Source organism: Thermomonospora catenispora (genome assembly GCF_006363815.1).
Lineage (GTDB): Bacteria > Actinomycetota > Actinomycetes > Streptosporangiales > Streptosporangiaceae > Thermomonospora > Thermomonospora catenispora.
This window is the reverse complement of record NZ_RRYT01000005.1, coordinates 145,291-167,536: the sequence shown is the minus strand read 5'-3', so window position 1 is coordinate 167,536 and position 22,246 is coordinate 145,291. Positions and strand designations below refer to the sequence as shown.

The 22,246-nt window shown below is 73.9% G+C and carries 20 protein-coding genes, 1 tRNA gene and 1 pseudogene; 14 read left to right on the top strand and 8 right to left on the bottom strand.

The annotated features are described in order from the left end of the window. The first annotated feature begins 56 nt into the window (after positions 1 to 56). Positions 57 to 431 (top strand): hypothetical protein, encoded by a 375-nt coding sequence (locus EIO00_RS06560; protein WP_140176169.1) that lies wholly within the window; start codon positions 57 to 59, stop codon positions 429 to 431. Positions 432 to 734: 303 nt separating this feature from the next. Here EIO00_RS06560 and EIO00_RS06555 read toward each other — a convergent pair whose 3' ends face one another. Beyond that, positions 735 to 1,331 (bottom strand): hypothetical protein, encoded by a 597-nt coding sequence (locus EIO00_RS06555; RefSeq protein ID WP_140176167.1) that lies wholly within the window; start codon positions 1,329 to 1,331, stop codon positions 735 to 737. Positions 1,332 to 1,750: 419 nt separating this feature from the next. On the opposite strand from EIO00_RS06555, the gene EIO00_RS06550 reads away from it, so the two are divergent. Next, positions 1,751 to 2,491, top strand: coding sequence for a PIG-L family deacetylase (locus tag EIO00_RS06550; protein ID WP_140176165.1), 741 nt, complete (start codon positions 1,751 to 1,753; stop codon positions 2,489 to 2,491). Between the two features lie 109 nt (positions 2,492 to 2,600). On the opposite strand, the gene EIO00_RS06545 is transcribed toward EIO00_RS06550, so the two are convergent. The 3 genes from EIO00_RS06545 to EIO00_RS06535 form a co-directional block, all read right to left on the bottom strand. Then, positions 2,601 to 4,106 (bottom strand): glycosyltransferase family 39 protein, encoded by a 1,506-nt coding sequence (locus tag EIO00_RS06545; RefSeq protein ID WP_206664058.1) that lies wholly within the window; start codon positions 4,104 to 4,106, stop codon positions 2,601 to 2,603. A 195-nt stretch (positions 4,107 to 4,301) separates the two neighbouring features. Then, positions 4,302 to 5,018: an SMI1/KNR4 family protein gene (locus tag EIO00_RS06540; RefSeq protein WP_140176163.1), complete on the bottom strand. Its 717-nt coding sequence runs from the start codon at positions 5,016 to 5,018 to the stop codon at positions 4,302 to 4,304. Positions 5,019 to 5,184: 166 nt separating this feature from the next. Next, a complete protein-coding gene (locus EIO00_RS06535) occupies positions 5,185 to 5,544 on the bottom strand; it encodes a hypothetical protein (RefSeq protein ID WP_140176161.1) in 360 nt (119 codons plus the stop codon). A gap of 241 nt (positions 5,545 to 5,785) precedes the next feature. Between EIO00_RS06535 and EIO00_RS06530 the strand changes: the two genes are divergently transcribed. From EIO00_RS06530 to mptB, 3 genes and pseudogenes are all read left to right on the top strand, one after another. Next, positions 5,786 to 6,121, top strand: coding sequence for an STAS domain-containing protein (locus EIO00_RS06530; protein WP_140176159.1), 336 nt, complete (start codon positions 5,786 to 5,788; stop codon positions 6,119 to 6,121). 362 nt (positions 6,122 to 6,483) lie between these two features. Beyond that, on the top strand, positions 6,484 to 7,233 hold the full coding sequence (locus tag EIO00_RS06525; protein WP_140176157.1) for a glycosyltransferase family 2 protein: 750 nt from the start codon (positions 6,484 to 6,486) through the stop codon (positions 7,231 to 7,233). A gap of 23 nt (positions 7,234 to 7,256) precedes the next feature. Continuing rightward, a pseudogene (mptB, locus tag EIO00_RS25985) lies at positions 7,257 to 8,237 on the top strand (polyprenol phosphomannose-dependent alpha 1,6 mannosyltransferase MptB); the annotation flags it as partial. A 553-nt stretch (positions 8,238 to 8,790) separates the two neighbouring features. Here the strand turns inward: mptB and EIO00_RS06520 are convergent. After that, complete coding sequence (locus tag EIO00_RS06520; RefSeq protein WP_140176155.1) at positions 8,791 to 10,977, bottom strand: hypothetical protein; 2,187 nt, start codon at positions 10,975 to 10,977, stop codon at positions 8,791 to 8,793. A 78-nt stretch (positions 10,978 to 11,055) separates the two neighbouring features. On the opposite strand from EIO00_RS06520, the gene EIO00_RS06515 reads away from it, so the two are divergent. The 3 genes from EIO00_RS06515 (at position 11,056) to pheA (ending at position 13,904) form a co-directional block, all read left to right on the top strand. Beyond that, complete coding sequence (locus EIO00_RS06515) at positions 11,056 to 12,360, top strand: glycosyltransferase 87 family protein (RefSeq protein ID WP_140176153.1); 1,305 nt, start codon at positions 11,056 to 11,058, stop codon at positions 12,358 to 12,360. Next, positions 12,357 to 12,812 carry a DUF4446 family protein gene (locus tag EIO00_RS06510; protein ID WP_140176151.1) on the top strand — a complete coding sequence of 152 codons (456 nt, stop codon included), beginning with the start codon at positions 12,357 to 12,359 and terminating at the stop codon, positions 12,810 to 12,812. Before EIO00_RS06515 ends, EIO00_RS06510 begins: the two co-directional genes overlap by 4 nt. Positions 12,813 to 12,986: 174 nt before the next feature. Further along, entirely contained in the window at positions 12,987 to 13,904 is a 918-nt protein-coding gene (gene pheA / locus EIO00_RS06505) for a prephenate dehydratase (protein WP_140176148.1), read from the top strand. A 33-nt stretch (positions 13,905 to 13,937) separates the two neighbouring features. Here pheA and EIO00_RS06500 read toward each other — a convergent pair whose 3' ends face one another. Then, positions 13,938 to 14,588, bottom strand: a complete 651-nt coding sequence (locus EIO00_RS06500) for a ComEA family DNA-binding protein (RefSeq protein ID WP_140176147.1) — start codon at positions 14,586 to 14,588, stop codon at positions 13,938 to 13,940. Between the two features lie 180 nt (positions 14,589 to 14,768). On the opposite strand from EIO00_RS06500, the gene serS reads away from it, so the two are divergent. The 4 genes from serS (at position 14,769) to EIO00_RS06475 (ending at position 18,428) form a co-directional block, all read left to right on the top strand. Next, on the top strand, positions 14,769 to 16,028 hold the full coding sequence (serS, locus tag EIO00_RS06495) for a serine--tRNA ligase (protein WP_140176145.1): 1,260 nt from the start codon (positions 14,769 to 14,771) through the stop codon (positions 16,026 to 16,028). Between the two features lie 611 nt (positions 16,029 to 16,639). After that, positions 16,640 to 17,101: a hypothetical protein gene (locus tag EIO00_RS06485; RefSeq protein ID WP_140176141.1), complete on the top strand. Its 462-nt coding sequence runs from the start codon at positions 16,640 to 16,642 to the stop codon at positions 17,099 to 17,101. Continuing rightward, positions 17,098 to 17,424, top strand: a complete 327-nt coding sequence (locus EIO00_RS06480) for a transcriptional regulator (protein WP_140176139.1) — start codon at positions 17,098 to 17,100, stop codon at positions 17,422 to 17,424. Before EIO00_RS06485 ends, EIO00_RS06480 begins: the two co-directional genes overlap by 4 nt. 152 nt (positions 17,425 to 17,576) lie before the next feature. Further along, complete coding sequence (locus EIO00_RS06475) at positions 17,577 to 18,428, top strand: HAD family hydrolase (RefSeq protein WP_140176137.1); 852 nt, start codon at positions 17,577 to 17,579, stop codon at positions 18,426 to 18,428. A gap of 86 nt (positions 18,429 to 18,514) precedes the next feature. Here the strand turns inward: EIO00_RS06475 and EIO00_RS06470 are convergent, their stop codons facing one another. Both EIO00_RS06470 and EIO00_RS06465 read right to left on the bottom strand, forming a co-directional pair. Next, on the bottom strand, positions 18,515 to 19,072 hold the full coding sequence (locus tag EIO00_RS06470) for a bacterial proteasome activator family protein (protein WP_140176135.1): 558 nt from the start codon (positions 19,070 to 19,072) through the stop codon (positions 18,515 to 18,517). Positions 19,073 to 19,085: 13 nt separating this feature from the next. After that, complete coding sequence (locus tag EIO00_RS06465; RefSeq protein ID WP_140176133.1) at positions 19,086 to 20,042, bottom strand: NAD(P)H-quinone oxidoreductase; 957 nt, start codon at positions 20,040 to 20,042, stop codon at positions 19,086 to 19,088. A 194-nt stretch (positions 20,043 to 20,236) separates the two neighbouring features. Between EIO00_RS06465 and EIO00_RS06460 the strand changes: the two genes are divergently transcribed. Together EIO00_RS06460 and EIO00_RS06455 are read left to right on the top strand one after the other, a co-directional pair. Then, the gene (locus tag EIO00_RS06460; RefSeq protein WP_241661170.1) at positions 20,237 to 22,075 is read left to right on the top strand and encodes a MinD/ParA family ATP-binding protein; all 1,839 of its coding nucleotides are present in this window, start codon (positions 20,237 to 20,239) and stop codon (positions 22,073 to 22,075) included. Between the two features lie 77 nt (positions 22,076 to 22,152). Then, positions 22,153 to 22,241: transfer RNA gene (locus EIO00_RS06455), tRNA-Ser, on the top strand. Positions 22,242 to 22,246: the final 5 nt, after the last annotated feature.

Below are 22,246 nucleotides of genomic sequence, written 5' to 3'. Positions count from 1 at the left end.
CAGAGCGAACAGGAGGCCGGGTGTACCCACCCCACGGACACGGGACCGTCCCGATCATGATCGACGCCAAGTACCCGACGAGCGGCGGCAGCTTCCTGGGCCCGCCCAAGCTCATGGCGTCGATCGGCGGCCATGTGGTGGAGCTGCAGCCCGGCCCCAACCGCATCGACATGCCCCCGGGCGTATGGCCCGTGGAGGTCTGGTACGGGTACGCGCGCAGCAACTCCAGGTGGAGCCGGGCCTCCACGACCGTGGACACCACGAACGGGCAGCCCGCGACCCTCTACTACGCCCCTTCGTTCGGGTTCGGGTCGGGCGCGCTGGACCATCAGCCCGTCGGCCGGCCTGGCTGTTTCTCGTTCGTGGTCCTTCTGGTCGCGCTCTGCGGGCTGACCGTCGGCATCGGCCACGCCGCGCCCTTCATCTCCTGAGACCCGCCCTCACGGCGCGATCCGCCGAACCGCCGGAGAGCCCCGCGACGCCGGACGCCGCCCACGGGCCGTGGATGCCGGGGCGCCCCTGCCGGAGCCGCACGACCCCCTCGTCCCCCTCGTCGTCTCGGCTCCGAGGCGGGCGCCCCGGGCGGAGACGCGACGCACCGGAGCCCTGAGCCGATACGCCGGACGTCGGCGTCCGGTGACGGCCGTGCCCCGGTGCGGCGGCCGCCCGGGCATCGCTCCCGCCGCCCGACGCGAGCCCGAAGGCGCGGCCGCCGGCGGCGGGCGTCGAGGGCCTCACCGGGCCGCGGGCCGGGTGGGGGATCCCGGCGGCGCGGTGGGCTCCTCGGGCGGGAGGCCGGACGGCGGCGTCCCCCGGCGGCCGCGACGACGCCTCATCACGAGGGCGACGACCGTGCCGACCATCGAGACGACGGTCACCCCGGCCGCCGCCACGATCGTGATCGCCGCCACTCTGTCCAGCGGGCTGATGAGGGCCTCGTGGTTCCAGATGGAGAATTCGTCGACCTTGGCGTTCCCCGGCGAAGGGCTGCACTCGCCGACAGGAGGAAGGGACACCGCGGGAGACTTGAGGAGCACGTGGTACCGGCCCAACTTGGGATCCCAGTCGTCGCCGTAGACGGTCGTCGAGCCCATCAGCTCCGCCCGCCCGCCGCCCTTGGCGAGCTCGCCGCCGGATCTGCCCTGCAGAAAGACGGTGAAGTCATACGCATAGGAGGAGCCTCCCTCCCCCTGCAGCACCGCCGACAGGCGCAGATTCGCCGACACCCCCTTCTCCAGAACGAACGTCTTCCCGTCCGGCTGGGCCAGCACCGCCGGATCGAACCCCCACGCCTGCAGCCGCACCCTCACATAGAGGTTCTCGTGTCCCATCCAGCTGGCATCGACCTCGACCCTGGCCTGTCCCTTGCGAGTGCAGCCGAGGTCCACCGGGGTCGTAGAGTCGTCCGCGGCATGAGCCGCCGGCGCGGTCACGAGGGCCGCCAGAAAGGTTGCGACGAGAGCGAACGCGGCCGGTCTGCGCATGTCCCTTCCTCCCAGCCCGTCACCGGTCACGGAGCACGCCCACAGGTCGCCCATGGGCCCGGCGCACCACATCGTGCGAGAGGCCGCCGATTCATGGGAAGCCCCCGTGGCGTGATGTGATCGTCTGTGTATCTGGGAGTGCCGTAGACGTCGCCGTGTTCGGCCGGTGCGTTGTTCCGTTCATGCGTTCCCGTTCGCGCATTCGCCCGCCCGCCCCGCCGCCCGACCTGCCATCATGGCCGTCCGGCCCGGCGGAGGAGGCGCCGATGGGACTGATGTGCGTGCACGCGCACCCCGACGACGAGGCGATCTGGACGGGCGGGGTGCTCGCCCGCGCCGCCGACGAGGGGATCCGCACCGCGGTGGTCACCTGCACGTGGACCGAGGGCACCCGGCGGGCGGCGGAGCTGGCCCGCTCGCTGGAGATCCTCGGCGCCGGCCGGCCCCGCCTGCTGGGCTACGCCGACGCCGAGGTGCCCGAGTCGGGGCCGTCGAGGTTCGTGGACGCTCCCCTGGAGGAGTCGGTGGGACGGCTGGTGGCGCACATCCGCGACTTCCGGCCCGACACCGTGATCACCTATGACGCCTACGGCGGCTACGGGCATCCCGATCACATCCACGCTCACCGGGTCACCCTGGCCGCCGTGGAGGCCGCCGCCCATCCCCGGCTCCACCCCGAGGCCGGGGATCCCTGGCGGGTGCGGGAACTGCACCTGGTCACGTTCCCGCTCTCCGTCGTCCGGACGTTGTGGGAGGAGCTGCTCGGCGCACCGCCCGAGCCGGACCGGGCGCTGCCCGGCGTCCCCGACGAGATGGTCGCCCTCACGGTCGACGTGCGCCCGTGGACCGGCCGCAAGTGGCGGGCGCTCCAGGCCCATGAGTCCGAGGCCGAACGCGGCGCCGGCCCGGCCATGCTCAGCGGGCTCTCCGAGGAGCAGCGGGTCCGTCTCCTCGGCACCGAGTACTACATCCGCCGCCCGCTCACCGGCGATCCCGCCCCCGGCTGACCCGGCGCCGCCCCAGGACCGTCGACGCCGGGCGGCGAAGCGGCCGCCCCGCCGCCCCGGTGTCCGCCGGCGGACGCGCACCGGCCCGGGAGGTCCGGGACCGAGGGGCTCAGTCGAGGTGCTTGAGACGCGGCCACAGCACGGCCCACGGTTCCCGCTGCCCGCGGCAGATCCACACGGGGGTCCCCTGCTCGTCGTTGTCGAGCCCCACTCCGTTGTCGACGCGCCCCGCCATCGTCACCTCCGACCAATGGCGCCGCAGCAGCGGCGCCTCCCCGCCGACGACGATGACCGGGCCGCCCGTCTCCGGCGGGCGCCCGAAATGCCAGTAGCCGTTGTGGCCGCTGTAGGGCCGGGGCAGCCCGAACCGGGGGCCGTACCGGTCGAGCGCCCCCGCCTGGCCGTAGTTCACCGTGAACACGACCGCCCGGGCGCGTTCGGCGGGCGGCAACGACCGGTGGACCCTGGCCGCCTCGGCGACCAGCCGCGGCCAGCCCACCGTCTCGGCCGCGTCGGCGTTGATCGCCGGCTGCGGGGTGTCGGCCAGCACGGACACCGAATACACCGGCAGCGTGAGGGCCGCCGCGACCACGGCGGTGATCGCATAGGCGGGCGGGGAGACCGCCCAGGCCCAGCCGCGCGGCGCCGAACGGCGCTCCACCTCCACCGCGCCCGCCGCCCACAGCGCCGGCCACAGTCCCGCCAGGTAGTACGGCTTCCCGGCGGTCAGCAGGAAGACCCCGCACGACAGCAGATAGGCGCAGCCGAGGAAACGGAACGGCGCGAGCTCCGGAGAACGGAACAGACGCCACAGCCCATACAGCCACAGCCAAGACAGCACCACGCCGGTGAGGATCAGCTGGAACGGCAGGAACCCGACCCGGCCGCCGAAGTCCCCCTCCGCGGCGATCCGCTCCGACATCTCCAGCTGCGGCCACCCGTGCCGGGCCTGCCACAGCAGCCCGGGGAGCATCGCGGCCACCGCCACGGCCGCCCCCGCGTACGTCATCGGCCGCCGCAGGAAGTCCCGCGGCCCGACCGCCAGCAGCCCGCAGACCAGCGCCCCCAGCAGGAACCCCGCCAGGTACTTGACGTTCGACGCCAGCCCCGCCACCGCCCCGATCACCAGCAGCAGCCGCTGGTCACGGGTGCGCACCCAGCGGACCGCCAGCCAGACCAGCACCGCCGACGACAGCAGGTCGAACGTCGCCGTGGACAGCAGATGCCCGACGGCCAGGAAGAACGGGCACACCGCGAACGCCCCGGCCGTCATGAGCTGCGCCCGCCTGCCGCCGCCCAGCTCCCGGGCCGTCAACGCGGCGACGACCACCCCGGCGGCCACCGCCAGCGCGGACGGCAGCCGCAGCAGCACCAGCGAGTCCCCGAAGACCTCGGTGATCCCCCGCGCCAGCAGCGGCACCAGCGGCGGCTGATCGGGATACCCCCAGTCCGGGTGCCGCCCGGCCACCCGGAAGTACAGCTCGTCCCGGTGGTAGCCGTACCGGCCGCTGAAGACCGCCAGCAGCAGGCCCGCGGCCCCGGCCACCATCAGCACCGGCCGCCGGGCAAAGGCGGCCGGTGTCGGGCGTTCGGCCGCCCGCGCCGTGGTGGCCATGCGCGCAACCTAACCCGATTCCACCGTCCCGTCACGCTCCTCCGCCGGCCACATCCCCCTGCCCCTCGCCCCGGACCGGGGCAGGGCCGTGCGGACCGGGGCTTGTGCGGACCGGGTCATGGGAGCCGGGGTCCGCGGGGACCGGAGGGCTCATGCGGGCCGGGGACCGGTGCGGGTCCTTCCGGTCGGCGGGCGTCAGCGGTCCAGGTTCCACTCCCCGAGCAGCGCCTCCCGCGCCGACCGCAACGCCCGGGCCGTGCGGGCGCGCACCCACACCCACTGCTCGGCGTCCTCCCGGAGGATCACGTCCGGTCCCGCATACCAGCGGATCGGCGGTTCGTCCGACGTCGCCCACCACGCCGGATAGGCGGGGATCGGCAGCCGCTCGTACCTCTCCCGCAGGGCCCGCCCGGCGTCCTCGTCCCACTCCCGGTTGTCGCAGAGCCCGTGGTCGGCGAACAGGCTCTCGCTGAGCACGATCTCCACCGCGGCGAGCGAGAAGGACTCCAGGAACGGCCGCCACGGTTCCGGTTCGCCGGGCGCCCCGTTCGCCCAGTACCACACCGGCGGATCCGCCAGATGCAGCAGATGGGCCGGGATCCCCCACTCGGCGCAGTGCTGGTTCTCGACGCGGAAGACCAGGACCTGCGCGGACTCGTCCTCCCAGCCCGGCGGCACCACCTGGTCCTGGTTGCCGGTCAGCTCCCTGCGCCGCCCCAGCATCAGGTAGAAGTCCCGAACGGCCGGAGGCAGCCGGACGCCCAGCAGCTCCTCGGCCTTGCACAGCTCCCGCTCGGTGTAGCCGTACCAGTCCTGCAGCGGGACGCCCAGCCACTCGGTCACATAGCGGCGGATGAACTCATACCGCTCCTCCGTCGACCGGGCCTGCCGCAGCGCGGCCGTCAGATCCATCTCCGCCCCTCGTCCTCGCGCGCGGGCGGCCGCGTCCGATCGCACCGGCGCCCGCGTCCGTCCTCCGCCTCGTCGACCGTTCCTCGTCTCGTCGAGACGTACGACGGGCCGAGCGGCGCGCCGGTGCCGGTCCGGGGCGCCGTCGACGTCCGTCCCGGCCGGCGGGTCAGCCGCCCACGGCCTCGTCGATGATCTGAAACGTCGGGCACGGCCACCGCCACATGCACGCCCGGCACCGCAGGATCGGGAAGCCGGGGTCGCTGGAGATCCCTCCGGCGTCCCGCGGCTGATGCAGCTCGACCAGCCGCAACGCCAGATCCGCGAACGCGATCACCTCGTCTCGGGCGCCGGTCAAGAACACCAGATCCGCACGGGACAGCCGGGCCGAGATCGGCACCACGCCCTCCCGGTTGATCAGCGGGGTCAGGTAGCGCCCGGCGGCGTGCCACGGGCTGGACTTCTCCGACCGTGCGCGGATGGTCTCCAGCCGTTCGCGGAGCCGCACCCGGCGGGGATCTTCCTCCATGTGGCCGGTCCGTGGATACACGTGGACAGCATTCCGTACCCGGCCGCCGCACGAGAGTGAAACTCCGCAGTTCACCGGTCCTTGACCTGCGCAAAGAAGGGATCTGTCGCAAAATTCCCGCCATGCCCGCCGGAGCAGAACCGGGGCGAATCCGAACGGAAACCCAACGCAGGCTCAATGCCTCGCCATCCTCGTCGCGGACCCTGGCCCCCGGGCCTGGAGGGGGGATAGTGTGCCGAGCGTGGAGCTGAACGTCTCGACCACGCATCGGGCCGGGCACGCCGTCGTCACCGTGACCGGCGAGCTCGACCTGTACACCGCGCCACGGCTGCAACAGGAGCTGGCGGCGCTGATCCGCGACCGCGCCGAGCGGGTGGTGGTCGACCTGGGCGGCGTCGAGTTCTGCGACTCGACCGGGGTCAACGTCCTGCTCGCCGCGCACCAGCGACTGGCCGACCAGGGCGGTTCCCTCGCCTTGGCCGCGCCGACCTCCACCGTGCGGCGCATCCTCCAGGTCACCGGCCTGGACACGGTGTTCACCGTGCTCGACGCGGTCCCCGCCTTCGACACCCGCTGACCCCGCCGCCCCTCCCCGCCCGAACCCGCACGGCGGACCGACGCCCCGCTCCGCCCGGATCCACCGCGCCCATCCGACCGGTCCCCCTCCGAGACCGGCCCGACCCCCCTGCGAGGGGTCGACCGCCCTCCACTCCGCAAAGCTCCGCTCCGGTCGCCTGACCCACCACCCCTGGGGGCCGACCCCCAAACCCCCGACCCCCGGCAGCTCCGCCGCCCTCCACTCCGCAAAGCTCCGCTCCGGTCGCCTGACCCACCACCCCTGGGGGCCGACCCCCAAACCCCCGACCCCCGGCAGCTCAGCCGCCCTCCACTCCGCAAAGCTCCGCTCCGGTCGTCTGACCTGCCACTACGATCGGCTGCATGCAGCCACAGCAGCGTTCCGACGGCGATGTCGCGGTGATCATCCCGGCCAAGGACGAGAGTGAGCGGATCACCGCCACCGTCAAGGCGGTCTGGGAGCTGCCCGGGGTCGACCTGGTCGTGGTGGTGGACGACGGGTCGGTCGACGACACCGGCCGGCTCGCCGCGCAGGCCGGCGCCCGCGTGGTCCGGCACGGCCGCAACCGGGGCAAGGGCGCGGCGATGGAGACCGGGGCGGAGGCCGTCCGGCTGCTGGAGGAGGAAGAGGACCGCCAGGCGCCCCGCCATCTGCTGTTCCTGGACGCCGATCTGGGGGAGACGGCGTCCGCCGCCGCTCCGCTGATCGAGCCGGTGCGGCGCGGCGAGGCGGACATGACGATCGCCGTGTTCACCACCACGGTCAAGCTCGGCGGCCATGGGTTCGTGGTCCGGCTGTCGCGGGACGGGATCCGCCGCGCCACCGGCTGGGAGGCGACCCAGCCGCTGAACGGTCAGCGCTGCCTGACCCGGGCCGCGTTCGAGGCGGGGCTGCCGCTGGCGCCGGGTTTCGGGGTGGAGACCGGCCTCACCATCGACCTGATCCGCGGCGGTTTCCGGGTCAAGGAGGTCGAGGTCCCCCTCGCCCACCGCGCCACCGGCACCGACTGGCGTTCTCAGCTGCACCGCGCCCGCCAGTTCCGCGACGTGGCCCGCGCCCTGGCCGTCCGGGAGCCCGCCATCGCCGCTCGCCTGCCCCGCACCCGCAGGTGACCGCCCGGTCTCCGGATCCCTCCATGCCCCCCGACGGTCTCGCCGGCGAGCGGTCCGCGGCCGCACCGGACGCGGCGGCCGGCGCCGTCCCGGGGCGGCCGGCGGCGTCGCCCGCCACAGGCGAGGGACGGCGCGGCGCCGGCCCGCGAGGACGCGCCGCGGCATCGGACGGGCGCGGCGCCGAGGCCGCCGGCGGGACCGGGAGGACCCGGTGGGGCCGGCTGGGACTGGGACTCGGCGCGGGGAGCCTGGTGTGCTTCCTGCTGGTGGCCCTGCTCGGGCCTTCGGTGATGCAGCCCGCCCTGGGCGGCGGAGGCGTCCCCTTCTCGCTGGACGCGGGGGCCTCCCCGTATCTGGTGATCGGGCTGACCGCCGCGGGGATCGTGCTCGGCACGGCGGGGCTGGCGGCGTGCTTCGCGGCGGTGCGGCGGGGCTGGCGGTGCCCTGCCGGAGGGCTGGCGGCCGCCGGGGCGCTGGCGGCGGCGGCGTTCGCGATGATGCCGCCGGTCGGGTCGGCGGACCATCTCAACTACGCGGCCTACGGGCGGATGGTCGTCACCGGGCACGACCCGTACGCCACGCGGGCGGTCGACATGCCGGGGGATCCGATCGCCGACGCGGTGCAGGAGTGGCGCGGCGCGCCGTCCGTGTACGGGCCGATCGCCACCGCGCAGCAGGCGTTCGCCTCCTGGGTGGGGGGCGAGTCGGTGGCGTTGACGGTGTTCGCGCTGTCGGTGACGAACGCGCTGGCGTTCGTGCTGACGGGTCTGGTGCTGCATCGGGCGTGCCGGACGCCGGAGGGGCGGATGCGGGCGGCGCTGCTGTGGACGTGCAACCCGCTGCTGCTGTTCCAGCTGGTGTCGGGGGCGCACAACGACGCGCTGGCGATCTGCGCGGCGGTGGGGATGCTCGCCGTCGCGGCGGGCGCCTCCCGGCCGGTGCTGCGGGCGGCGGCGGCCGGGGCGTGCCTGGGCGCGGCGGGGGCGATCAAGTTCCCGGCGGCGCTGGCGGGCGGCGGGCCGGCGCTGCGCATGCTGCTGCGGCGGCGTCTCGCGCCGCTCGCGGCGCTGACGGGCGCCGCGGCGGCCGTCGCCGGGGTCGCCTACGCGCTCGCCGGAGGACATGCGTTCGACCAGGTCAGGCGGGCCGCGAACTCGGTGTCGCTGGCCACCCCCTGGCATCTGGTGGACGTAGCGCTGGGGGTCGGCCAGCACCGCGTCGTCATCCGGATCGGTTCGCTGGCGCTGCTGGCCGCGCTGGTCTGGCTGCTGGTCCGCGCCCTGCCCCGCGATCCGCGGCGGGATCCCGAGACGGCGGAGGCGCTGGTGCTGTCGGCGGCGCTGGTGCTGGCCTGGCTGTGGTCGGCGACGTACGCGCTGCCCTGGTACGACGGGCTCGGCTGGGCGGTGCTGGCGCTGCTGCCGTGGTCGCGGCTGGACTGGGCGGCGCTGGGGCACACCGCCGCGCTCAGCCTGGCCTATCTGCCGGCCCGCGACCCGGTGCTGATCGGCCTGCCGGAGGAGTTGATGTGGCTGGTCACCGTGCTGCGGTCGGACGTCATCCCGTGGCTGCTGATCGGTCTGCCGGTGTGGGTGGCGGTGACGGCGCTGCGGTCCCCTCGGCCTCGTCCAGCTCCAGCGCCCGCACGCTCACCGCGAGGGTCAGCGGCACCGCCAGGCTGAACGCGATCGCCGGGACCACCACGCCCGAGTCGTTCACCAGCATCCCGGCGATGGCCAGCGTCAGCGCCGACAGCAGCGCCGGACGCAGGCTCGGGCCGCGGTGGTAGGCACGTTCCAACAACGCCGCCCGCCACTGCAGCGGCTGGGCCAGCACGAAGTACAGGAAGCACAAAGCCCCCACCGCCGCCACCGTGAACGGCCAATAGCCCAGGCTGCGCAGCATCGCCCCAGCCTTGCGGGCGATCACGTCCCACGCCTGCCCGTCCGCCAGGTCGCGGGCGAACCGGCCCAGATGCGAGGGGTCCTCCCGCAGCGAGTCGGCGAACGCGATGCCCAGCACCAGCGCCGCGCCGGCCGCGCAGAACACCGTGATCCGCAGCGCCGAGACCCGCCGCCCGGCGATCAGCAGCCCCAGCACGGCGAACGCCGGGACCATCGCGATCACGCCGCCGAAGTCGCTGCCCCAGCCCGGCCAGCCGTCGACCGCCACCGCCACGACGCCGACCGCCGCCACCGTCGCCACCGCCGTCCGGCGCCGGCCGTCCCGCAGCGGGCGCTCGGCCAGCCAGGCCGCCGTCAGCAGCGCCGCCACCGCGAACAGGGCGAACGCCTGGTTGCCGAACCCGTAGAACCGGCCCGCCACCAGCGCCGTGTAGCCCATCAGCGCGTTCAGCTGCAGCCGCGAGCCGGTGAGCACGTCCACCCCGAGCACCAGCACGGTCACCGCGGCGATCACCAGGCCCGACCCGAGCAGCGAGCGCCGCCACGGGCCGGCCAGCGCCAGGCCGGTGACCAGTGCGATCCACAGCGTCACCCCGGCGATCAGGGCGGGCAGCGGATGCTCCGACCGCCACCACGGCAGCAGGTTCGTCAGGAACGACGCCACCGGCGCCGCCGCGCCCACCAGCGCGATCAGCCTGGTCGCCGCGAGGATCCGGCGGCGGTCCCGACGCGCGCCCTCCCCGCCCCAGCGGCGCCGCAACGCCACCGTGGCCAGGCCGTACAGCACGAGCTGGCCGCCGAACAGCACGATGAAGAACGCCGGCTGCACCCGCCGGATCGCCTGCGCGGCCACGTCCTCGTCGTCCAGGTCGTGGACCTTGGCCGCGGCCGCGGCGTCGGTCGGCTCGGCCCGCCAGACCGAGCCGATCGCCCCCTCGGGGGCGTTCAGGCCGAGGGCGCGCAGCGCGGTCGTGGTCAGATCGGTCAGCGTGACCAGGCCCGGCTGCCGGGTCGCGTTCGAGGTCAGGTAGCCGGGGCCGTAGTCGGCGCCCTTGGCCAACGCCACGTGCAGATGCGGCACGGTGCCGGTGTCGGACAGGCCGGCGACCAGCAGGGTCGCGTCCCGCGGCGCCGCCTCCAGCAGCCGCCCCAGCTGCCGGTCGGCCGCCGCGACCGCCGCCGCCCGGTCCCGCTGGTCGGGCGGGATCGGGGCCCCGTCGACGTCCACGCCGGTGCGGATGTGGGCCCGGTGCACGTCGTCGATCTCCACGACCGTCAGCGGGCAGCGCGTCCATCCGCCGGCGGGCACCTGGGCGATGGACGGGGCGTACGCGTCGACCCGCCCGGCGGCGTCGGCCGCTCCGAGCACCGCGCCCGCGCCCACCGCCGTCGTGCAGCCGCCGGCCCGGTGGACGGCGTCGCCCAGCAGGCCCGGGCGCGCCTTGTAGGCGGTGGCGGCGTTGTCGCGGACGATGTCGGCCCAGCCGGTGACGCTCGCCGCGGCGCCGGAGACGTGCGGGGCCGGGGCCAGGGCGCACTCGCCGTGGGCGAAGCGGGCGCGCTGTCCCGCCGACAGCGTCAGCCAGCCGTCGGCCGGGCAGGTGTTCGCCCGGGTCGTCCGCACGCTCAGCGCGCCGGCGGAGCCCTCCCGGGTGAGCCGCCACAGGTGCGGGGTGTCGTGCTCGTCGAGGTCGCTCCACCGCAGGCCCGGGACGCCCACGACGATCACGGGGCCGGCGGCTCCGGCGGGGGCCGCGGCGGCGGCGAGGGCTCCGGGGGCGGCGAGCACGCCGACCATGAACACCAGCATGGTGGCGCACAGCGCGCCGATGCGCGTCACGGTCGGTTACCTCCATCGTTCCGGTCCGCCCCCAGGCTATTGAAGGAACGACCCCGAGGTTGCGCCAGGATGGGGGGCATGGCTGGAGGAGACGGCGACGGGGCGGCGCGGCGCGCCCGCAGGTCACCGGCCGATGCGGCGATCGCGTTGGCCGGGGTGCTGGTCGCGGTGGCGGCGGTCGCGCCGATCGCGGTGCGCTGGCTGACCAATCCGCCGGATCAGCGGCTGGTGGACGTGGACGTGTACCGGTCCGGCGGGGAGGCGGTGCTGCGCGGGGCGCCGTTGTACGAGTTCCTGACCGAGCCGCCGCAGCTGCTGCCGTTCACCTATCCGCCGTTCGCGGCGCTGCTGGCGGTGCCGCTGGCGCTGCTGCCCTGGGCGGTGGTGCAGGTGCTGTGGGTCGCGGGCATCTATGCGGCGCTGGCGGTGGGGGCCCGGCATGCCTTCCGTCCGCTGCTGGAGAGGGCCGGCCGGTATGCGCCGCTGGCGCTGGGCGCCCTGGTGGGGGCGCTGGCGTATCTGCAGCCGGTGCACGACCAGACCCGGTTCGGGCAGGTCGGGTTGTTCCTGATGGCGTTGTGCGTCGCCGACTGCCTGACCCCCTCCCCGCGGTGGCCGCGGGGGGTGCTGGTGGGGCTGGCGACGGCGATCAAGCTGGTGCCCGGGGTCTTTCTGATCTACTTCCTGGTCACCGGGCGGCGGGAGGCGGCGTGGAACGCCGTGTTGACCGCCGCCGCCGCGTCGCTGCTGGCGTTCATGGTGCTGCCGCACGACTCGCTGGCGTTCTGGTTCGACGCGATGCTCGACAACGAGCGCGTCGGCGCCAACAACGGCACCACCAACCAGTCCCTCAACGGGATGCTGCTGCGGCTGTACTGGCCGGACGCGGTGACCTCGCTGCTGTGGGCGGCGTGCGTGGCGCTGCTGGCGCTGGTGGGGTTCCGTCTGGCGCGGCGCGCCTCGCTGGCCGCCGGCCGCCTGGAGGGGGCGCGCGCTCACAGCGCGGAGCTGGCCGGGATCGCGATCACCGGGCTGCTGTCGGTGCTGCTGTCCCCGGTCGGCTGGGTGCATCACCTGGTGTGGGTGGTGCCGGTGCTGGGGGCGCTGGTCGGTGACGGTCGTGACCTGCGGCGCTGGCTGGTGGCGGCGCCGGTGGCGGTGTTCTACGCGTTCCGGATCCCCTGGTGGGGGACCCGGCTGATCGGCGAGGGGCACAGCGCGCTGGAGCGGTTCACCGGGCGGGTGGTGCAGGACGCCTTCGGGCTGGCCGCGATCGCCCTGATCTTGCTGTTGGGCAAGTGGTTGATCGACCGTCTCCAATCCGAACCTGACCCTGCGGTTTCTTCTCCAGGAAACGCGCAGATGGGTACGCTCGCCCCGTGATCCTCGTCGCAGTGGCCCTAGCCGGAGTGGTCGCCGGGGTGGCCGGCCTGTCCTTCGCCATGGTCGCCCACAACCGCGTCAACCGGGTCGTCGATGAGTGCGCGGAGATGCTCCGCCGTCAGCTCGCGACGCTCGAGGGAACGGTGGACAACCAGGCGCTCCGAGACGTCGCGGTGGTGCACTACGACGCCCTCAAGGAGATGTCCGGGCGCCGGTCGTTCTCCCTCGCCCTGCTGAACGCGCTGGGCGACGGCGTGATCATCAGCTCCATCAACGGCCGGACCGAGACCCGCACCTACGCCAAGGTCGTCCACGGCGGGCGCAGCCTGGAGGTGCTGTCGCCGGAGGAGGACCAGGCGCTGCGCGGAGCCCGGCTGGGCAAGGGCCCCCAGGTGTCGATGGACGACCCGCTGCCGGACTTCGGCGGCAACACCACCTCGGCGCACGCCTGAGGACGGCGAACGCGTAGACTTCCTTCACACCGCGTCCTTTCCGTCTCACGGCCGGCGTGCATCGGCCCTTCACCACGAACGAACGGCGTTCCGGGGCATTGCCACAAGCGCCCGGCCCGGACGCCTGCGACGTCGAGGAAGGTCTGCTCCTCGCCTCGGCGGAGGAGTCCTCAGATGCGATTCGCCTATCTCGGTCCTCAGGGCACGTTCACCGAAGCCGCGCTGCGCTCCCTTCCGGAGGCCGACGGCGCCGAGCACATCCCGTACGCCACCGTGCCCGCCGCCCTGGACGCGCTGCGCCGGGGCGAGGTCGACTCCGCCGTGGTCGCCCTGGAGAACTCCGTGGAGGGGTCGGTGCCGACCACGCTGGACGAGCTGGCGACCGGGGAGCCGCTGCAGATCGTCGGCGAGGTGCAGCTGCCGGTGTCGTTCGCGCTGCTGGTCCGGCCGGGCACGCAGTACGCCGACATCAAGACCGTCGCCTCCCACCCGCACGCCCAGCCGCAGTGCCGCCGCTGGCTGGAGGCGCACGTCCCGGACGCCGAGTGGCGGGCCGCCACCTCCAACGCCGAGGCCGCCCAGATGGTCGCCGACGGCTACTACGACGCGGCGCTGGCGGGGTCGTTCGCCGCCGCCCGCTACGGACTGTCGGTGCTGGCCGAGGACATCCACGACGTGGCGGACGCGGTGACGCGGTTCGTGGTGCTGTGCCGCCCGTGCGTCCCGCCGCCCCGCACCGGGATGGACAAGACCACGGTGGTGGCGTTCATCGGGGAGGACCACCCGGGCGCCCTGCTGGAGATCCTGAACGAGTTCGCGATCCGCGGCATCAACCTGACGCTGATCCAGTCCCGCCCCACCGGCGCGGGACTGGGGTCGTACCTGTTCTGGATGGACTTCGAAGGGCACGTGGCCGACGCGCGGGTCGGCGAGGCGCTGATGGGGCTGCGCCGCATCTGCGCCGACGTCCGCTTCATCGGCTCCTACCCGCGCGCCGACAAGGTCCGCCCGGAGATCCGCCGCGGCACCCATGACGCCGACTTCACCGAGGCCGCCGCGTGGCTCACCGCCATCCGCAACGGCCACGCGTGACCGTCGGCCGTCCCCTCGGCCGCTCCTTCGGCGTCAGGGCAGGAACACGCCGTACTCGGCGAGCCGCGAGGTGAGGTTCGGGGGCAGGTCCGCCAGGGCGGCGGCCTCCTCGGCGGAGACGAACCCGCCGCACTGCTCGCGCGCCCGGATGAGCTGCTCCGCCTGCTCGGGGGTGATCCCCAGCACCGTCACCAGGGCGGAGGCGGGGGCGTGGTTGACGTCCACCAGGCCGCCGTCGTCGTAGGAGCGGGGCAGGTCGGGCCGGCCGATGCGCATCTCGATGGCCATCGCGGGGTCGTTACGGGCGATCTCGGCCGCTTCGGTGCGCAGCTTGCGACGCTGTTCGATCTCCTTCTGGGCCCGCCGGAACGCGAGCGAGCGGCGGTCGGGCTCCAGGAAGACCCGGTCCTTGATGGCGAAGGCGTGGACGGTGGCGCCCACGCTCCCGATCGCGCACGCGATCACGAAGGCGACGTCCTCGGCGGTGCCTTCGGAGGAGTCGGCGGTGACGAACATGGTGATCCAGGCGATCAGGTAGAGGCCGGTCGCCAGCCACAGCGTCCAGGATCTCAGCCGGGCCGCCGCATACCCGAACGTGAGGGGCGTCCCCATCCCCACGGTGACCAGCGGACTCAACGCCCACGCGAGGCTCAGACCGGGCCGCTGCGGCTTCTCCTTCGCCATGATCTCCCTTCCCCGTCACCTTCTATGACGTATGGCCTAATGAAATAGTTGTCATGACAGATGTCCTGTTGCCCCCGCCGGAGGGGGCGCCCGCCCGCGAGGCGGCCCATCGACCCGATCACGGCGTCGCCGCGGATTCCCGCGCGCGCCGAGGGGTGCGGCACCGGTAGCCTCGGGGGTGTGATTGACCTGCGTGCTCTTCGAGAGGACCCCGAGCGGCTGCGCGCCTCGCAGCGCGCCCGCGGTGAGGATGAAGCCGTCGTCGATCGGCTGATCGACCTGGACGAGCGGCGCCGGTCGGCGCTGTCGCGGTTCGAGTCGTTGCGGGCCGAGCAGAAGAGTTTCGGCAAGTCGGTCTCCAAGGCCAAGGGTCCCGAACGCGAGGCGTTGCTGGCTCGGGCCAAGGAGCTGGCCCAGCAGGTCAAGCAGGCCGAGGCGGAGGCCGACCGGCTGGAGGGCGAGCTGGCGGAGCTGCTCAAGACCGTCCCGAACATCATCGAGGACGGCGCGCCCGCCGGCGGCGAGCAGGACTACGTGGTGCTGGAGCACGTGGGCGAGCCGCCGAGCTTCGACTTCACGCCCCGTGACCATCTGGAGCTGGGCGAGCTGCTCGGCGCGATCGACACCGAGCGCGGCGCGAAGGTCTCCGGCGCCCGGTTCTACTACCTGACCGGGGTGGGCACGCGGCTGCAGCTGGCGCTGCTCAACCTGGCGATGGACCAGGCGATCGAGGCCGGCTTCGTCCCGATGTATCCGCCGCTGCTGGTCAAGCCGGAGGCGATGGACGGCACCGGCTTCCTCGGCGCGCACGCCGCGGAGGTCTACCGGCTGCCCGACGACGACCTGTATCTGGTGGGCACCTCGGAGGTGCCGCTGGCGGCGTACCACATGGACGAGATCATCGACGATCTCCCCCGCCGGTATGTGGCCTGGTCGTCCTGCTTCCGCCGGGAGGCCGGCTCCTACGGCAAGGACACCCGGGGCATCATCCGGGTGCACCAGTTCGACAAGGTGGAGATGTTCTCCTACTGCACGCTGGAGGACTCCCATGAGGAGCATCTGCGTCTGCTGGAGTGGGAGAAGCAGATGCTCGCCAAGGTCGAGCTGCCGTACCGGGTGATCGACGTGGCCGCCGGCGACCTGGGCGCCAGCGCGGCCCGCAAGTACGACTGCGAGGCCTGGATCCCGTCGCAGAACACCTACCGCGAGGTGACCTCCACCTCCAACTGCACCGAGTTCCAGGCGCGCCGGCTGTCCGTCCGCCACCGCGACGACAGCGGCAAGACCCGTCCGGTCGCCACCTTGAACGGCACCTTGGCCACCACCCGGTGGATCGTCGCCATCCTGGAGAACCACCAGCTGGCCGACGGCTCCGTGCGGGTCCCCAAGGCCCTCCAGCCCTACCTGGGCGGCCAGGAGGTCCTCGAGCCGGTCCGCTGAGCGCGGCGGCCGTCCCGTCACCGGTTTCGACCGCCCGAGTTCGTCCGTCCGACGCCGGGCCCGGATCCACGGGCCCGGCGTTCGTCGTCTTCGCCCGTCGCAGCCGGCCGCCGGCCCCGCCCGGTCCGGTCCTTCGCCGCCCGGCCCCTCGCCGCGACCGGCGGGCCTCCTCGCTCGGCCTCTCCGCCGGTCCCGCCCCGGCCCCTCGGCGGGAGCGGCGGCCCTCCCCGCCGGTTCCGCCGGTCCGCCTGATCCGCCCGCCGGAGACGACGCCCTCCCCGCCGGCCCGCCTGACCCCGCCGGCCCCGCGCCTGCCCCTCCCGCCGCGACCGGCGGGCTTCCCCGCCTTCTCGCGGGTCCTTCCGCTTCGCATCCCCGCCGGCCCCGTCGGCCCGTCCGGCCTTTCCACCGGTCTCGTCGGCCTCTTCCGGCCTTCCCGTGGACTCGTTCACCGAGGCCGGCGGCTCTCGGCGGTCCGGGGACCGGCGGCCGTCCTCGCGGCGGGGCCTCGACGGCGTCGCAGGGGCGGGCCGGAGCGCCCGCGCAGCATCTTTCCACCATGGAAAGTCGTGACTTGACGACCTGGAAAGTGAGGTGCTTTACTTTCCAACATGGAAACACGAGAGTTCACGCAGGGGCCGCTGCCCTCCCGGCAGGAGGCCGCGGACGCGCTGGCGGCGGTGGAGCAGGCCCGGACCGCGGTGGAGACCGCCCAGTGGCCGATGTGGTACTTCGTCGCCCTCGGGGCGTGGGTCACCCCGCTCGGGCTGCTGTCGTGGATGCCGACCGAGTTCCCCCAGGCGCTCTGGGGGGTGGCGGCGCTGGCGGTGTGGGCGGCGCTGCTCGGCGCCCTCGTCGGGCTCGGCGCCGCGCGGGCCGGGGTGGTGCCCTCCCCCTCCCGCAAGCAGGTGGTGCACATGGCCGCGATCCTGGTGCCGGTCGCCGTCGCCGCCGTGCCGATCTCCCGGATCGTCGGGGAGGACTGGATGTGGCCGGCCCTCAGCGCGCTGGAAGGGGCCATGATCATCGTCTACGCCCTGGCGCTGCGCCTGCGGAGCGCCCGATCGGCATGACCGCCGCGGGAAAGACCGTGGGAAAGACCGTCGACGGTTTCAACCCCGTGATCCACGCCCCCAACCGGCTGCGCATCTGCGCCCTGCTCAGCGCCGCCGACCAGGCGGAGTTCTCCTTCGTCCAGGAACGGCTCGGCGTCAGCGCCTCCGTGCTCAGCAAGCACGTCAGCGTGCTGATGGACGCCGGGTACGTCAAGCAGACCAGGGCCGTCCGCGACACCCGCCAACGGGTCTGGCTGTCCCTGACCAAGGAGGGGCGCTCCGCCTACAAGGCCCATGTGGCCGCCCTCCAGGCCATCGTCGGCGGCAACCAGGACGCCTGACGGCCCGTGGCGCGGTCTGCGGAGCCATGCGGGACATATGAGATGTTCCATCCCGATCCCCGGCCACATCGGGACATAAGTGACAGGACACTGCTGAGCGCAGCATTATGGTGGGTCCGCTGTCCGAGGACGCGGGGCGTGAGGAGGGCGGGATGAGGCGGGCGTACAAAGGCGGGGAGGACGACCTGGCCGAACGGAGGCCGGCGCCGCCCCGCCTGGTCGCGACCGACCTGGACGGGACCATCGTCCGCTCGGACGGCGCCATCTCGGCCCGCACGGTGCGGGCGCTCGCCCGGGTGGAGCGCGCCGGATCCATCCTGGTCATGGTCACCGGGCGGCCGCCGCGCTGGATGCACGACGTGGCCGCGGCCGTGGGCCATCGCGGCGTCGCCATCTGCGCCAACGGGGCCGTGCTCTACGACCTGCACACCGAGACCGTGGTGCGCACCCGGCTGATCGAGCCTCCGGTGCTCGCCGAGGTGGTGCGTCGACTGCGCACGGTGGACGGGGAGCTGCGGTTCGCGGTGGAGTACCCCGACGGATTCGTCTTCGAGGAGCGGTTCCGGCCCGGGCGCTGGGACGCCGAGTCGATGGGCGGACGGGCGGTGGACGACCGCACCCTGGTCAGCCGGGGCTGCACCAAGCTGCTGGCGCTCCACCCCGACGCGCACCCGGACCATCTGGCCGAACGCGTGCACCGGGCGGTGGGCGACCTGGTCACCGTCACGCACTCTTCGGGCCGGGGGCTGATGGAGATGAGCGCGTTGGGGGTCACCAAGGCCACCGCGCTGGCCGAGCTGTGCGCCGAGCACGGGGTGACCGCCGAGGAGGTGGTGGCGTTCGGCGACATGCCCAACGACCTGCCGATGCTCAGCTGGGCCGGCACCTCCTACGCGGTGGCCAACGCCCACCCCGCCGTGCTCGACGTGGTCACCCACCGCACCGCCCGCAACGACGACGACGGCGTCGCCCAGGTGCTGGAGCGGCTCTTCCCCGACGGCTGACGCATCGCCGGGGCGGCGTCACGCCCGCGGCCGGCCGCGGCGGACCGTCCTCTGCCCGGGGAGCAGAGGACGGGACATGCGCGGTCTCACAGATAGGGGCCGGAGGTGTGGCCGGGCCGCTTGGAGTGGTCCTCCTCGGACTGCTGCTGGCCGCCGTGCATGATCCCGGCGGGCAGGGCGCGGCGCATCTGCTCCAGCTGGGCGCGGGCGGCCATCTGCTGGGCGAACAGGGTGGTCTGGATGCCGTGGAACAGGCCCTCCAGCCATCCCACCAGCTGGGCCTGGGCGATCCGCAGCTCGGCCTCGCTGGGGACCTCGTCCTCGGTGAACGGCAGCGACAGCCTCTCCAGCTCCGCCACCAGCTCGGGGGCGAGCCCATCCTCCAGCTCCTTGATGGAGGAGGCGTGGATCTCCTTGAGCCGAGCGCGGCTGGCCTCGTCCAGCGGAGCGGCCTTGACCTCCTCCAGCAGCTGCCGGATCATCCCGCCGATCCGCATGACCTTGGCGGGCTGCTCCACCATCTCGGTGACCGGCCGGTCCTCGCCCTCACCGGATTCGTCCCGGGATCCGACCGGAACACCGTTGGGGCCGACCACCACGACCTGAGGGTTCTGGGCGGATTCGGTGCTTGGGGACTCGTTCATGGTCTCTCCAGTCTCACGCGGTGAGCAGGATCTTGCCGACGTGGCCGCCGGCTTCCAGGACGCGGTGCGCCTCGGCGGCATCGGCCAGCGGGAGGGTGCGGTCGATCACCGGCCGGACTGCGCCGGACTCGATCAACGGCCACACGTTCTCGCGCACCTCCGCCACGATCGCGGCCTTCTCCTCCGGCGGGCGGGCCCGCAGCGATGTGGCGTGCACGGCGGCGCGTTTCATCAGCAGCGCGTTCAAGTCGAGCTCGGCGCGCCGGCCGCCCTGCAGACCGATCACCACCAGTCGCCCGCCGGTCTGCAACGCCTCCACATTACGCGCCAGATACTTGGCGCCGATGATGTCCAAGATCACGTCATAGGGGCCGGAGTCGACGAAATCCTCGGCGGTGTAGTCGATCACCACGTCCGCGCCGAGCGCGCGGCACCGCTCGGCCTTCTCCGCGCTCCCCACCGTGCAGGCCACCCGCGCGCCGCGCGCCTTGGCGAGCTGGATCGCCATCGTGCCGATGCCGCTGCCGCCGCCGTGCACCAGCAGCGTCTCTCCGGGGGCCAGCCCGGCCAGCGCGAACACGTTCGACCAGACGGTGCAGGCGACCTCGGGCAGCGCCGCCGCCTCCACCGTGGTGAGCCCGCGCGGGATCGGCAGGAGCTGCCCGGCCGGCACCGCGACCCGCTCGGCGTAGCCGCCGCCCGCGAGCAGCGCGCACGCCTCGTCGCCGACCCGCCAGCTGGTCACGTCCGCCCCGACCTCGACGATGCGGCCGGCCGCCTCCAGGCCCGGGTAGGGGGGAGCGCCCGGCGGCGGGGGATACAGGCCGCGCCGCTGCATCACATCGGCCCGGTTGACCCCGGCGGCCGCCACCTCCAGCACCACCTCGCCGGCCCCGGGCTTCGGATCGGGCGCCTCGATCCACTCCAGCGCCTCGGGGCCGCCGGGCTCCCTGATCGCAATGGCACGCATGTGAATCACGCTACCCGCGTGCTCGCGCAGGGCAGAAAGCCGAAACCGGACACTCGCGGGTGACGAAGCGACGACATTGGCTTGAACGCGACGTTGGCACGGCGCTGCGCGGTATTGGTGGAGGATACGGTGCCTTAGTCTGCTGAGGACCTGTTCTTGACCAGTCGTTCGGGGACAGTCCGAAGGGAGAAGCGGTGGCTAAGAATGACCAAGATCGCCGTTCCCTCGAGGAACAGCTGGCCTCCCTGGACGCCATGAGCAAGGAACAGGACGCGCCGCACGAGGCCGCCGACGCCCCCGCGCCGGCCGACGCGTCCCCGGGGAACGACGGTCAGACCGCCGACGGGGTCGCCGATCCGGCCGCCGGTCAGATCGCCGACCAGGCCGACGGCCGGACAGACGGCCAGGGCGACGCCCGGGCGGACGACTATCCCGGCAACCCCTGGCCCGCCTCTCCGCCGCCCTTCCCCGCGCAGCTGGGCTATGAGCCGCCTCCGCTCCCCGCCCGGCCCGAGCCCGGCGGCCCGCAGCCGCAGGACTTCTCCGAACCGCCTCCGCTGGACCCGCTCCCCGACACCCCGGCCCCGGGCACCGCGTACCGGGAGGAGGTCCTGGCGGACTTCCCGCCCGCGGAGAACCCGCCGCCTCCCACGGGCCCGCCCGTGGAGGGACCGCCGCCGCCTCCCGCCTACGCCCCGGCCGCACCGCCGCAGGGTCCCGCGGCCGCGCACCTCCAGCCGCCCCCGGCGCCGGACGGCGTCATGCCCCCTCCGCCGCAGGGTCCCCCGGTCACGGACGTGCCGCCGCCGCCCGGAGCGGTGCAGCCTCCCGCCCCCGCCGGGCAGCCTCCGGCGCCCGCGGCGCCCTCCGCCCCGGGCGCGTCCGCTCCGCCTCCGGCGCAGCCGACCGGTGAGGCCCCCGGCGGGTACGCGCTCGTGCCGCCTCCGGGAGGTCAGCCCGCCCTGCCCGCGGCGCCCGACCAGCCCGGCGTGTACGCGCCCGGGACCCCGATGGGGCAGCCGGGGACGAACGCCCCCGTGTCCTACGGGGCCCCCGTGCAGGCCCCCGCCTCCGGGACGGCGCACCAGCATCCGCCGCAGCCGCCGACCTCCGACAGCCTGAGCGCGGAGAACCTGCTGCGCCCCCGCCGCAAGGCCCCCGCCGGCGGCTGGCGCAAGATGATCTACAAGGCCACGGGCGGAGCGATCCATCCGGGAATGTCCCCGGCCGAGCGACGCCGGCAGGAGCTGATCAAGCGGGCCTGCACGCCGGTCGCCCGGGGCCACCACCGGGTCGCGGTGATGTCGCTCAAGGGCGGCGTCGGCAAGACCACGACGACGGTGGGCCTCGGCGCCACGCTGGCGTCCCTGCGCGGAGACCGGGTGATCGCGGTGGACGCCAACCCCGACCGCGGCACGCTGTCGGACAAGGTCCCGCTGGAGACCAACGCGACGGTCCGCGACCTGCTCAACGAGCGGCACCGGATCCAGCGGTACGCCGACGTCCGGGCCTTCACCTCCCAGGGCTCCTCCCGGCTGGAGGTGCTGGCCTCCGACCGGGACCCGGCGGTCAGCGAGGCGTTCAGCGCGGACGACTACCGCGCGGTCGCCGAGGTGCTGGAGCACTTCTACTCCATCTGCCTGACCGACTGCGGCACCGGTCTGCTGCACTCGGCGATGGAGGGCGTGCTGAGCCTGGCCGACCAGCTGGTGCTGGTCAGCTCCCCCTCGGTGGACGGCGCCCGCTCCGCCAGCGCCACCCTGGACTGGCTGGAGGCGCACGACTACGGCGAGCTGGTGCGCAACGGCGTGGTGGTGCTGTCCATGGTGCGGCCCCGCACCAAGAGCACCGTGGACCTGGACCGGCTGCAGGCCCACTTCGAGAGCCGCTGCCGCGCCGTCGTCCGCATCCCCTACGACGACCACCTGGAGGAGGGCGCGGAGGTGGAGCTGGATCAGCTCTCCCCCGCCTGTCAGGAGGCCTATCTGCAGCTGGCCGCCGAGGTCGCCGACGGCTTCGCCCAGCCGGCCTGAGCCGGCGCGAAAGCGCCCGCGCATCCGGAGGGCGTTCCCCGCTATCGTGGTGAACGCCCCCGTTGCACGGGGGCGGAGGAGAGTTCGCACAGTGGACTAGTGCAGGCGCCTTGAAAGCGCCCAGGGCTGGGGACAGTCCTCGTGGGTTCGAATCCCACACTCTCCGCTGGA